The following is a 15,280-nucleotide window of genomic DNA, read 5'->3' on the forward strand; positions in this document are numbered from 1 at the left end:
CACCGACAAACTCCTTACCCTCATAACTCACCGTCTGAATGCTACCCGCATTGATATACATGCTGAAGTCATATTCTACCGGAGCCGGCTCAAATACCTCGATCTGTATCGTAGCCACATCACTCAAGCCTTCTGCATCCGTCACCGTCAAGCTCACACTATAAGTACCAGCTGTAGTAAACGTATGCGTAGGATTCGCTTCCGTTGAGCTAGTTCCGTCACCGAAATCCCATCCGTAACTAGTTATTGCCTTGTCATCCGTTGAACTTGAACTGTTAAAGCTCACAGTTGTCTCGGTAGTAATTCCAGTTTCTGGACTTTGAGTGAATGCGGCAACTGGTGCCTCATTCTCTACTACTACATCGATGACCTTATCGATAGCCAAGCCGGAGATTGATGCTCGGTTTGCACTTGGTGGCATGCTGATATTCATTACCCCGTCTAGTACAACCACCTCTGTAAAGGTCAGCTTGATCGGATTTCCTCCTGACTCTGAGAACAGATCAAGATTATCTTTCACAAGATTACCCTCAATCAGGATATCAAACACCCGCTTGCCTATTGCGTTGACCTGACCCGCCACTTTACCGAAGTACATTTCATTGTGATACGTACTCACAGTATAGGTACCGTTTGGTACAGGAATGCTGTAGTTCAAGATCGTAAGATCGGCCTGAGAACCACGCTCTGTCTGGTACAATGGCAAGTTGCTTGCATTTGTATTGGTATAAGTATGCGTGCTGTTATAGAGGGTTGGCGTTGCCAAATCTCCTACAAACAGCTTACCGTCAAACGCTACATTTGCTGCGCTACCTGTATTCAGATATAAGCTGAATCCGTTGTCAGTTGGCTCTTCAGCTACAGTAATCAATACTGTCGCGGAATTTGTCAACCCTTGCCCGTCAGCCACTGTCAATGTAGCTGTGTACTCTCCTACTTCAGCATAAACATGCGTAGGATTCTGCTCATTAGACGCTGCTGATCCGTCACCGAAGTTCCAAGTGTAAGTCGCTATCAATTGGTCATCTGTAGAACCTACTCCACTAAACACAACCTCAAGCGGAGCAAATCCGCTTTCAGGAGTAGCCGTGGCCACTGCTACAGGAGCTTGGTTACCTACTGTCACGAGTATAGCCACTGTAGCTGAATTAGTCAGACCTTCTTCATCTGTCACAGTAAGTGTGGCAGTAAACTCTCCTACTTCAGCATAAACATGTGTAGGATTCTGCTCATTAGACGCTACTGATCCATCACCAAAGTTCCAAGTGTAAGTCGCTATCGATTCGTCATCTGTAGAACCTACTCCACTAAACACAACCTCAAGCGGAGCAAATCCGCTTTCAGGAGTAGCCGTGGCCACTGCTACAGGAGCTTGGTTAGTATTCACGAATCCAATGATCTCAATAGCAGACACTTTCGGTTCATTCACACCACCCACAGCAGCAAGTGCTGAGAAGTTTAGATTCATCACGCCGTCAGTTACGGTTACCTCAAATGTTCTGACAATCACTGTTTGAGGACCTGCCTGTGCATTCATGTCGAAGTTATCCAGGATCAAAACACCTTCGGCGTTCACGTCGAAGATTCGTTTGCCATTTCCACCTGCACCACCGCCGGCAGCACCATGATAGATCTCTGCAAAGTGAAGATTCAAGGTATATGTTCCGTTAGGCACAGGTATCTGGTAACTGAATGTCGGAGGATTAGCACTTCGCTCAGTTTTGTACAAGGCTGGCACTAGTGCTGCATTGTTAGCATATACTTTTCCACCAACGAATGAGTTATCAGCTGCGAACACTTTTCCTTCATGAGTCAATTCAGGTCCACCTGCGTTGATTCTCAATTCAAAATTAGGCTCTGGTGCCGGTTCATTTACCGTAATACTCAAGTTTGCTACATCTGTCAATCCAGCAGCATCTGTTACCGTCAAGGTCACAGGATAAACCCCTACTTCATTAAAGGTTACTGTAGGGTCAGCCAGAGTTGAGGTTTCCTCATTTCCGAAGTTCCACAAGTAGCTCACTATTGCAAGATCATCTGTACTCTCGCTTCCCAGGAAGCTGACAGTCAATGGTGCATCTCCTTCAAGAACGTCTGCAGCTGCTATTGCTGTTGGACCTACATTTCCAGTCACCGTAATAGTGATAGAAGTCTGATCGGTCAAGCTATTCGCATCGGTGACGGTCAAGGTGACAGTGTATTCACCAGCTTCGGTATAAGTGTAAGAAGCTGTTGCCGTATTAGCTGTGGCGTCGTTTGTTCCAAAATCCCACAAGTAATCTGTAATCGCAACATCGGAGTCGGAAGTACTTCCGTCAAAAGACACCGTTATTGGAGCTTGTCCGCCCACAATATCAGACGTTGCTCTGGCCAAAGGACCCACAGGATTCAATGCTGTAATCATTAAGGTATCACTGTCAGTCAAACCATTGATATCGGTTACTGTCAAGATTACCTCGTATTCACCTTCAGAAGCGAAGATATGTTCAGCATTTGCGGTAGTAGCGGTTGCTCCAGTTTCGAAGAACCACTCATAGCTCGCTAGTTCAGCCTCATCTGTGGAATTCTCTCCAGTAAATGAAACTGTCAGCGGCGCTCTGCCTTCTGAGACATTTGCTTCGGCGATAGCTACAGGAGCTTTATCCACTAGTATAGTAAGTGGAGAACCTGCAATCAATCCGTTATAATCAGTAGCAATTACATTCACAGCATAGCTACTTTCTGCATTTGCTGGAGCTGTACCAGTAATCTGACCGTTTTCAGAGATAGTCAACCAAGAAGGAACTGCATCACCTGAAACCATTTGCAAGCTGAAGAACAACTTGTTACCCGGGTAGCCTTTATCATAGAATCCAGCTAGATCGGTGGTAAACTGTACTCCCTCTATTATGCTCAGATTCTCAAGCGCTTCAGCAGTAGGTACTGCCTCAGGTCGAATATTGATAAAATAGAAGGTGTTGTCATTCCAATCACAATTTGCTGATCCAGCACCACATCCACCCTGGACGAAGTCCTGAAGCGCGATGTACTCATTCGGAATCACTTTGCCATCTCGATCTATTGCCTTATATATTCTCAAACCAGCTAGGTTTGGACTACCCGCATTGATATTATTTCCTCCTGCGGAAGAATAACCAGCGATTGCAATTCGGAATGGACCAGCTATAGTATTTGCAAAATCCGCGTTGATAATAGTGCTTTCAATTCCTCCACTCTTAGGAAGCAGCGTCTGATACCAGTTTGGTCCGTGAGAGAAGTTCATACCACCTACTACTGCATTTCCTTGGGCAAGTGGCTGCACTAGTTGTGCTCCATTAGACCCAGGTCCTCCATGTAGTGCAGATAGTTGCAAGCCTCTTACCGGCTGAGAAGGATTTGCTTGTACAAAGTTGGCAGAAAGGATCAAGTCACCCTCGTAACCTGCATCCACGTTTGCAGGAATTGGAGCATTAGAACTTGGTCTCACGATGAAGTTTCCTGTATTATTTCCAGCATCATTAATTGAGCTTCTCATGGAAGTGGTAAACCCAAACGAATCGAATACTTCCTGTGCATCAATCTCATCACCACCTTCAGGTTGAGGAGCAAATCCACCATGAAGCGTAGCCACAGCTTCAATACCATTATCAGCATTGGATGAAATGGTTATTGTACGCTTGATAATCGCATTGTTTCCTCCAGCTGGATTCGATATAAAGTTGATATTGATATCTCTTGAGCCACCCGCAGGTATTGTCAAAGGCAATCCAGTAGGCAATATTCCTGATGGAAGAACAGTAAAGGTGTAATCATTGGCTGTAGAGAGATTAATCTCATCAATAACCAAATCTCCGGTACCAGTATTCTTCAGCTTCATCACATTTGCATCATGGGTTACTGCTTCACCTGGCGTTCTGAATCTATAGAATGTATAGTAGTCATTGGCTGGGAATGCACGCTGAGTGCCAGGAATTTTGGTCATATTTTCAATTTCCAACAATGCTCCTGACAAAGCTTCAACTGCAAAGGTGTAGGTCTCCGTGGTAACGTTTCCGTTTCCGTCTTCTATCTCTACCAGTAAAGTATAATTTCCCGGAGCTGTTATACTCACAGGTGCTGTATAGGCCTGTAGTGCAGATCCATTCAGGCTATATTCTGTACGTACTATTCCTTCCGCAGATTCACTTCTATCTACTGCTACAATAGTAGCTGTCACTCCTCCTCTATACACTCCGGATGTTGACTCAAGACCTTCTAAGGAAGTAGTCAATAATGGAGCTTGAGCTGACACCACGAATGGTGCTATTCTGATATAGTTAGGCTTCGCGTTGACACCACCGGATGCTAGAGAAAGTCTCATAATTCCGTTGGTGACTTCCACCGTTGCAGTTGCTTCCTGATTAGTACCCGGAAGTGGGTTCACACCCTGATTGTAGTCAATCACAGTTACACCATTCACATTAAGTTTATGGTAGCTATCTGCAAAGTCACCATCACCCACACTGATATTTATTGTGTAGGAGCCATTTGGCAGCTCTATTAACCAATCCCTTAGCGGGAAGCTAGCGGCAGTTCTATGACCCATGATTGTGAATGTCTTCAACAACGCATCATCATTAATACCTGTATTTCTGTTTCTGCCATTCGCAGCTGCAGAAGCAGGAGTAGTTGTACCTGGAGTAACCCATCCAAACGTGAAACCACCTCTCTGACCAAATGCTGCACCAAAATCATCCGTCCATCCACTTGGCGAGGCGATTGCAACATAAGGTGCAGTATTGCTCTGGAAGTTGAATTGGTAAGTGTACACTGGTTCAGCAGTGATAGTCACTTGGACATTCAACTCTTCCGCTGGGTAGCCCGGAGCTGTCGCAGTTACTTTACCTTGATAGGTGCCAAATGACAGGCCAGCTTTATCGATGATCAGATCAAACGGAACTCCGATTGTAATATTTGCAGGAAGATTAATCCAAGGAGCATTAGCCACCAAGGTAACCTCAGCTCCTGTCAATGGACCTGTGGCATCCAGTGTCACCTGCTGCGCAACTGTGTTTCCATCCAATGCTGAGGTATTGATATTCAGCGAAGTTGGGTTAAAGTTCATGGTCAATAATCCTTCCTCGTAAGGAATAACGTTATCGATCACAAACATATAATCTTGGTAATCTCCATTAGATGCATCCTCAAATGCTACCAAGAAGCTGTTTTCTATCAGATTACCAGCTCTATCTCTCATCGGATAGGTTCTTGCCCTTCTTGCCACTCCACCTGTATTGATACCGTCTTCAGTATAGTTGGTTCTGTTAAACGTGTTAGAATCCACATATAGTCCGAATATCGCACCGGATGGGTCGAAGAAGTTATTGCCAGAGGCAATTTCCGGATAAAGCGTTTGAGCATTCTCCAAGTCTTCTGCAAGTGCCCCAACTTCATTCAAGTTGATGACACCATTTGTATTAGTGTACCAACCGAACGGTAATAACTCTGCCGGAGAATATCTGCCCACAGGAGTAATGTTAATATTACCTGGGCCAGCTTTCACCCACTGTTGTACCAGTTCCTCTTCACCTTTCAGATCAGTTCCGATACCTACAGCTAATTGAGTCCAACCTACATTGATTCCAAAACCAAGCGTGTTCACCACTGCTTGTAATGGAGGCTCGTTGCCACCCTCAAGACCATTCTTTTTCAGCGCATGAAGTCCGATTACAAACTCCGGTTGAATCTCAGAATTGGTAGTCAACACCAAATTTGCAGTATGATAGCCGAGGTTTGAACTATTCAATGCAGGAGCGAATGTCACTGTATAAACTAAGGACTGACCTGGAGTTAATGTTGTGGATCCAGCTGGACTAACCTCATTGAATTGGTCTAATATATCTCCTTCAATTGATGCTGAAGAAATCGTAATTGACTCAGTTCCATTATTAGTCACCTCTACTGTTCTGGTATCAGTCTGATTACCATAGGTAGTTCCTCCCACAGTTTTTTGCTGTACCTCAATCTCGAATAGCAATTCCTCAGGATTTGATTCGAGTTCTGGCTTCAAAGTCGCCGGAACAGATGCTCTCAATAGCGTCAATCTTACATTGTTACCTGCGCCTCTGTCGTATTCAGAGATGTAGATATTTCCCGTTTTAGGATCTTCTACCAAATCCAAAGGATCATCAAATCCACCCATACCCGGAATAGAGGTATATGCTTCAGCAATGTCACCATTAGATGCAGGATCCATGACGATAATATCATCCTGACCACTAAATCTCACGACCATTAATAGGCCCTGAAGTTTTCCACCAAACGCATCTGATTTGTACTCAATCACACCGTTTGGTGACTTGTTGAATCCAAAGTCGTATGCCGGTTGACGGTAATTAGGATCTGGTCCGAGATTTCTTGGATATTTATTTACATCCACTCTTGGGGAATCCGTTTGTCCTGGCACATTGCTATATGGCAAACCACCATGGTTAAGAATAAACTCACCGCGGTATGGATTTGGATGCCCGTGATAGGAACCACCTCTGGTTTTGAATAGCCAGTCTTTCTGTGTCTCTCCACCGAGAAGTGAAGGTGTTGCAGGAATCGTAGTCAATCCGTCAATTCTTCTTGCCAAAGGATAATCCGTTGTGGCAGGAGAATTTGGAGAATTGTTGTTATTGCCGGCGGTACCGTTTGTCGGTACATAAAGCCAGCCATTTGAGTGCCATACCAGGTCATAAGCATTCCTTATACCTGAGGCAAATATTGTCAAAGGCGAAGAAGCACTATATGGATTGTAAGTACCATTGCTCATACTCAACCCTGAGGTAGGGGCAGCATTGATTACACTGATATCATCCGTAGTGAATGCACTCAATGGTAAACTTGAAGGAAGTTTAGCCAGATCTATTTTCAAGATAGCAGCAGAAAGAAGTCTCTCAGGACGGTTGTTCCAGCTTGGATCAGGATTTCCCCCTGCGGAATTACTTCCCTGAGTGATAAACATCAAACCTGCTGGATCGAAGGTCAAACTATTGGTCAAGTGATCTTTTGAAGATCTAGGCAAGTGGATAATCAAATCCTCTACAGTCGCCAAATTTGGACCAGATAGCTTAGTCAATTTACCATCCCACTCAGGACCGGCAGATTCTGAAGCCACACTATGTGTAATGTATGCTACCAGATTCTCAGCAGTCGCATTTGGATCAAAGGCAAAACCAATAATCAAACGATCATTACCGGCAGGAGTACCTGTCACTGGATGATTAGAACCATTCAGTACTGGACTTAGAATTTGCAAGTTCTCTAATGTACCATCAGCTGCCATATCCCAACGGAAGATCTTTCCATCGCTTTGGAAATCTCCAATCGTACTTCCATACAATTTGCCATCAGGACCTACTGCAAGGCTAGAGAATCTTTCATTGATCGTACCCTCTCCTAGCGCAGATCCTCCTGCAACTTTAGTAAAGGATACTCCGGTCAGATCTCGAACTGGGGTTTCACCTTCGTTCAGATCTCCTGTGGTGAATCTTGATTCAAAAGAAACGAAAGTCAGGAGATCATTTAAGTCTCCGGTTCTGTTCGCTTGTACGCCGCTGATCTGGAATATATACTGAGTGTTTTCCTTCAAAGAAGCTATAGGAGTCACAGTAATCGCATCTCCCCCACCTGTATCATTTGGATTGATAGGCAGGTCGATGTTACCGCTGGTAGTTACTTCAAACAGCTTAACCTTACCATCAATACTAGCCAAATTCAGTTCATAGCCGGCTGGAGTATCAATAGCCACATTAATCTGGAATCCTTCGATAGCTACACCTGTGGCATTGTTTGCAGGATTTACTCCTGTAAAGAATGGAAGATCTACTGCACCTGATTGTGATATTTCAAGTGAATGAATCTTTGTATTAAATCCACCTGCAGCATCTATTGTCAATCTACCATCAGTAACAGTCACGGTGGCTGTTCCAGAAGTGACTCTGGTCAATTGACCGGCAGTACCAGTAGGCACGAATGCATTCACTGCATTCACACCTTCTATGTTTATAGTGTGCGATGGAACCGTTGCTGGATTTCCATCCACAGACAGATCGCCTACCCCGATAGTCACTGCGTATGTGCCATTTGGTACAACTACCTCCCATATGCCTTCTGTAGTATTTCCATTTACTGTACCTCCTGGAGCTACACCATTGGCATATTGCATGTGGATGATCGTATTTTGTATAAAATCTGCTCCTGCAATAGCTCTATTTCGGGTATTCCCAGTCAGATCCAATGGAGTAACTCCATTGGTAGTCAACCAGCCATAAGTAAATCCATTTCCTCGATCTCCGAATCCAGTTCCCAAATCTCTCTCATATCCTACTGGAGCCGCATCGGCTGCAGTTGAGAAATTGATTTTCAGTGGTCCGAATGTTGGAGTCACTGGATTATTATCCGGTACAATAGAGAAGTCAGCAAAAGCATAAGCTACAGTTGGCGCAGTCAATTCTCTGCGCTTGGTTGCAAATACACCTGCAAAACTTTGGTTAGAGTATGCACTGTTTCCAGTAATGTAGGAAGCTGGAAGTGGTAATGTGCCAAGCTCTATTTCTGCACCAGTGTTGATGGTATAGAACGCTTGTAGCAAGCTATTATCCAAATCAACATATAATCTTAACTTGACTACACTTGAATTAATATTTGCAATGGCAGCGGTAATTACCTGATCAGAATTAGCAGAGACCCCAAGTACTTCACGTCTCAATTCTACTCTACCACCATTATCAACTATTAGTTTAACGAAGTTGTCCTCATTGAGACCAAACCATAATCCGCCTTGCTCAGAATTGTTTACTGCATCTGAATATTGCTCTGCAAGCGTAGTGTTGATGCTAAAGTTTCCATAGGCATCGGCATCAAACCCAGCTCCAAGCGTATTGAGTTGAGAATTGGTGTCAGAACTTGTAGTATTGTTAGCAAACGCAATTCCGTTATTGGCATTGATCACCAAGTTTCCATTAAAGAAACTCAATCGAGAAGGCTCAAAACCTGGAACATTTGCGTTGAAGACCGGTCCATCAATCGCTATCCTAGCCGATGGATTATCTACCATAGTGAATCCTGTATTTGCCAATCCACCTTCAGAACCTGTAAAGTTCAGTGTAAATGGAAGTGTAACATCGATATCCTGACAATCGAGCGTACTTATAGGAGAACAACCTTCTTCAGGAGTTACATCTGAGAATGGCATAACATTTCTTACAATGACTACAATGTCCTGATAGTCAAATCCGGAAATATGCTCCTCAGTAGCTACGATGTATGCATTGTCTTCACCTGGCAGAGCATATACTCTTACATGGTGAGGGATTGCTCCTGTGAACGTATTCAAGACATCTTCACTGAACAATTGTCTATTCTGGAAGAATGGCCATCTACTCACAAATCCAAAGCTTGCATTTGCAGGATCCAGTTCAAGGACTCCCGTAACTATTGGATTTAAGCTTTGTCCATTGGATAAAGGATCATTGGTAACTGTGAATATTTCCTGAACACTTGCAGCATTACCACTCAAATACCAACCAAATGCAACAACTGGGTTAGAACCTGTTGGTCCATATACACTCAGTAACTCAACAGACACTGGGCCATCGGAAGCTCTTTGGAATTTCTGAATAGCCAGTTCTCCACCAATCAACGCATTGTAGTTAGTAGAGGCACCAGTTGTAATTATATTATTGGAAGGGTCTGAATCGCCTACATTGATCGCTCCTTGTCCTAGATGAGTATCCAAGATCCACTGGAGTGATGGCTCATTAGCTCCTCCAAGTCCCTGCTTGCCCAGACCACTCAATCCGATTGAAATTGGTTGGGCATTGTTTCCTGTGATTGTTAACGTTGCAAACTTAGGCCCGTTAGAAGCAGGATCGAAAGTCACTTGGAATGAACCGGTATTTTGAGCATTCAAAGTTGATGGCATTCCTGTGACTGTAAATTGTGCAGCATCACCACCTGTCACTGTAAACGCTATGTTATTTAAGACCGCATTTCCTAAGTTAGAAAGTAGAATCTCTTCGACATAGACTACATTTCCAGCAGCAATCGCATCGCCCACAACTTGTTCTGTGTTCGCAGATATTACTGGCTTAGGGGAAGCTTGATTGCTTGGTCTTAGCAGGACAATTTCATTTCTGGCATAATCGGCAACGTAGATATTTCCGGTAGAGACATCTTCTACCAAATCAAGCGGATCCCCAAATCCTGTGAAACCAGGAATTCCTTCTTTGAAAGTTTGGATATCACCATTTGGTCCGTCCGGTACCAATGCGATAATATCAGATGAGCCACTGTATCTCACCACAAGGATAGCTCCCCTTAAGTTTCCGTTTTCAGCATTACTCTGGTATTCGATTACTCCGTTTGGCGACTTGTTTAATTCGAAGTCAAACGCTGCGCCTCGGTAGTTGATATCCGGAACAACTCCGTTATAAGCATTTGTGCTGTTATTCACATCTACATCACCTCTATTGAGGACAAACTCACCTCTCAATGGATTTGGATGTCCATAATATCCGATTGGCTCGCTAGGATTTACTCTGAATAGCCAATCTCGCTGCGTGTTATTATTAATTGATGCAGGGATCGCAGGATAATTTGTCGGATCGCCAGATGTATTATAGAAGGTACCGTTTGGTCTTCTCATTCCATCAATAGAAGCCGGAGCATTACTTCCTCCTGCTGTACCATTCGCTGGTATGTAAAGCTGACCATTGCTATGCCATACCAAGTCGTATGCATTTCTGACACCTGAAGCAAATAGAGTCAGTGGTGCATTGACATAGTATGGATTGTAAAGTCCGTCAAGCGTTGGTGAATTCACATTTGCAGCAATAATTGCCTGGATATTGTCCGTTGTACGAACATTCAAAGGCAAACTGGCTGGAAGCTTCGCAAGATCAAGTCTTAAAGTAGCTCCAGAAAGCATTCGCTCCTCTTTTTGCCATGCATTATCAAAGGCTCCGGCAGCACTGTTACTACCCTGATTGAAATACAATACAGTAGGCTCAAAAGATCTGAATGCCAAACTATTAGTCAAGTGATCTCGCTTGGATCTCGGAAGATCAGTGACCAACAATTGCTCAGTGGCTAATTGAGGTCCTGTTAATTTGGATATTTTACCATCCCAATCCGGACCATTACTCAAGCCTCCACTGACATGTGAGATATAAGCAATCAAGTTACCCGAAGTAGCTGCTGGATCGAAAACAAATCCGATAGCTGTTCTGCTGCCATACCCTGATTTCCAAGCTGTAAGAACTTCTTCATTTGCTAAAGTACCATCAGCATTCATTGTCCATCTATGGATATCGCCTCCGATTTCAAGCGCATACAGAAGTCCATCAGGCCCAACCTCCAAGGAAGTATATTTTCCTCCGGCTTTGACTTGACCTACTTTAGTGAACGATACATTGTCCAAATCAGTAGTTGGCCCAACTACTCCACCATCATCTGTGGTGAAGGTAGAGGTAAATACTTCCAGCATTGCACCGGAAACGTCTTGGACGCCATCAATGGTAAATACATAAGTAGTATTTGCTTCAAGCGGTTGGTTTGGTGTCAAGTTAATAGCATCTCCTCCACCTGTTCCATTTACACCTGCTGTTACTGGTGTAGAAGAACCTTGCTTCGTCAATTTGACAGTTGAAGCATTGATTGTACTGTTATTAAGTCCTCCAGCATTTGGGAGGAAAAGATTATTTGCAGACACACTGGTGGCTACAGGCACATTTGTGGCTCCGTTGGCAGGATTTACACCCAATACTCTTGGTATTTGAGGCTCTACTGTACCACCGGAAGAGATTTCTACATATCTAATTTTGGTATTAAACCCATTTCCAGGATCCAAGGTCAATTTTCCATCAGTGACGATAACAGTCACTGTTCCTGTAGTTCCTCTTGTAGCCGAACCAACTATTCCAGTTGCTTCATATCGATCAATAACTGCAGTTCCTTCAACTTCAATGGTATGGAAAGGAGTGTCCGCAGCAGATCCATCTACATTTGGATCTCCCACAGCAACCAACACAGTATAGGTGCCATTTGGAACTTCAATTTCCCACTTGGCATCTGGCAAATAACCATTTGCAGCATTGGTGGAAACATTTCCGTATTGCATGTGGATTAGCGTATTATCTAAGGTTGAAACTCCAGCAACAGCTCGGTTTCTACCATTTTTAGTTAAATCTGCAGGATTTGAAGAAGTCGCATCTAGCCAACCATAAGAATACCCATTCCCTCTATTAGCATAAGAATCTCCACTATCCCTTATGTATCCAGCAGGCGCCGGAGTAATTGGATCAGAGAAATTAACCTTCAAGTCTGTAGTTGGAGTGCCAGGGTCAGTTAATGTCAAATTAATTGTAATCTGAGCATTCTCATATCCTTGAGTATCTGGTTCGTCGGTTGCGAAAACTGTCGTAGAATAAGTTCCTGCAGCACTATTTGTATTCACTCCAAACTCAAGATTCCCAACAGTTGGGTCAGTAGGAAGAATCAACCATACTCCTGAATCAGGATCATCTGAAAGCCCTACTGTAGGCGTTCCTTCACTTGCAATCAGATCTACAAACTGAGCTGATATGGCAGAACCCACCTCTCCTGTGAAATTCAATTCAGACTGGCTGAATTGTAAAGTTTTTGGAACAACTATTTCTTCTTCGTTAACTGAGAAGTAATCGAATGTAGCATCGAAGACGGAACCGTTTCGATAGGTCGCAAAAACACCTGCAAAAGTATTTCCTGATAGATCGCCAGAAGTCAATCCATCAAGATAAACTTGAGGTAGTGACAACTGGGAAAGTGAGGAATTGGTTAGTTGTATAAATTCACCAGTTCCAATTGAATAGAAAGATCTGATCGTCATTCCTACAGGATCTACCTCCATTCTCAACGTAATGTCCCTAGTAGTTCCAGTTCCGATATTAATTTGTATCTGATCAAGATTGGAAGCTACAGCCGCAGTAGACGATAAACCTGCAACTTCTTTTCTAAGCTCAATCTGGTTTCCATTGTTGTAGTTGAGTTTGACAAAATTGTCCTCATCCAAACCAAACCAAATTCCTGCTTGGGCAGCATTGCCGCCACTGTTTAGAGCTAGTAATTTTGTTTCGATAGTTAGTTTGCCTGTGATATTGTTCAACCCTACGCCCAATGAATTAACCTGAGTGTTATTATTAGAGCTTGCAGGTGGTGCTAAGAAAGCAATTCCATGAGTCGCTGTTACGACAAGATTACCTCCGGATATTGTCAATTTACTTGGCTCGAAGCCGTTAACTTCTGGATAAGTAATTGGCAGATCGTTAGTAAGTCTAGCTGCAGAATGAGGTACTGCAACTGTAAATCCTGTTGCCACTCCGTTTTTATCTACTAAACCGGTTCCATTTCCATCAAATGTCAAATTGATTGGAGAAGATTTTACGATTTGATCGCACGGCAATAAGCTGTAAGGTGAACATGGTAGAACAGGCGCTTGACCTGAAGTAACGGTCACTACCCAATCCTGGGTAGATCCATCTTCGGCAGTCACTGTGTAAGTCACTGGACTAGTGAAGTCAGCTGCAACTCCAGATACTGGACTAGAAGTAGCTCCTTCAGAAAGAGTAAAGGTTGGTGCCAATCCAGTTACATCCGTTCCAAAAGGAACTTCAACCCCAACTGTAAAGGCTCCTGTATCAATTACCGGAGCACCTAAAGCTCCAGCGAAATTAAAGGTTAAAATAGTCTTCTCTGTACTAGCCGTCTCTTCAGCTATTGTTACTGTCACTACCCAATCCTGAGTAGATCCATCTTCGGCAGTCACTGTGTAAGTCACTGGACTAGTAAAGTTAGCAGCTACTCCTGAAGCAGGGCTAGCCGTTGCTCCTTCAGAAAGTGTAAAGGTTGGTGCCAATCCAGTTATATCCATTCCAGAAGGAACTTCAACCCCAACTGTAAAGGCTCCTGCATCAATTATTGCCAGATTAGCTCCCGTAATTCCATAAGTTAAAATAGCTTTCTCTGTACTAGCAGGTTCAATTACCTCTAGATTAGCTGCTAAAGAAGCTGGCTTAAAGCCTGTAGCCGTAGCAATAATTTTATTTGTCCGTGTAGTTCCTACAGTGAAACCTGTAGCCGAATTAGCAAAGACTATGGAACCTAATGAACCTGAAGCTGGTAGGGCCAGCCAATCATTAAAATCTGTATCATTTTTATCTACTCCATTGATGACATCGTCGATCACCAAACCAATATCTCCAGCACCAGCTCCTTGAAGCGTAGCTGTGAAAGAAGAAGTTTGATTAGGAGAAAGTGTTGTATCAATTGTCAAAGGATCAAATACCAATTCTCCGCTTACCGGAGTTCCGATGCTTGGAAGGATAGTGATGTAATTGATTTTTGAATTGTATCCACCCTCACCGGTTATGGTCAAAAGTCCATCGTTCACTTGTACTACGATAGTTCCATTTCTATTCTCTGATGGAGTAGGAACGAATGCAGGAACAACTGTAAATCCTTCAACTGTCGCACTATGCCGGCTATCGACATCGTTTCCTTGATCACCAAGCGATAGGGTCACTTCGTAAATACCATTCGGTATTTCGATTTCCCAGACTAGCTCATTAGCTCTAGGCTGATTAGGCCAACCACTAGTTCCGTTGTTATTTCTAATATTATCTCCCTGGAAGTGTACAAGTGTTCCTTCCAGTTTTTCAATATCTGAAGCAGAACCATATCCTCCTGCCAATCTATTCCTTCCAACACCATTATTGTTTCCGGTAGCTAAATGTGAAGCATCAAAAGGATTATTACTTGACCTAAGTTTCCATCCGTAAGCATAAGTATCGCCACCTACAGCAAGTGTTTTGGTTCCGAATGCCTGGCCAAAGTCAATTTCGTATCCTGTAGGAGGAATTGTAACATTATCCTGGAAATTAATTCGGGCCTCATAAGGTGTAATTACTTCGTCCGCCACAGTTAAAGTGACTTCCCAATCCTGAGTAGATCCATCTTCGGCAGTCACTGAGTAAGTCACTGGACTTGTAAAGTTAGCAGCTACTCCTGAAGCTGGGCTAGCCGTTGCTCCTTCAGAAAGTGTAAAGATTGGCGCCAATCCAGTTATATCCGTTCCAAAAGGAACTTCAACCCCAACTGTAAAGGCTCCTGCATCAATTATTGCCGGATTAGCTCCCGTAATTTCATAAGTTAAAATAGCCTTCTCTGTGCTGAGTGGCTCCGCACCAAAAGTTAATGTCACTACCCAATCCTGAGTAGATCCATCTTCGGCAGTCACTGA

1 protein-coding gene is annotated in these 15,280 nt (G+C 43.6%); it reads right to left on the reverse strand.

The window, feature by feature from the left end:
* Positions 1–15,280 (reverse strand): PKD domain-containing protein (locus BVH04_RS26310; RefSeq protein ID WP_317045517.1); only part of this gene is annotated, 15,280 nt, incomplete at both ends.

It is taken from the genome of Algoriphagus antarcticus, from assembly GCF_002150685.1.
GTDB lineage: Bacteria > Bacteroidota > Bacteroidia > Cytophagales > Cyclobacteriaceae > Algoriphagus > Algoriphagus antarcticus.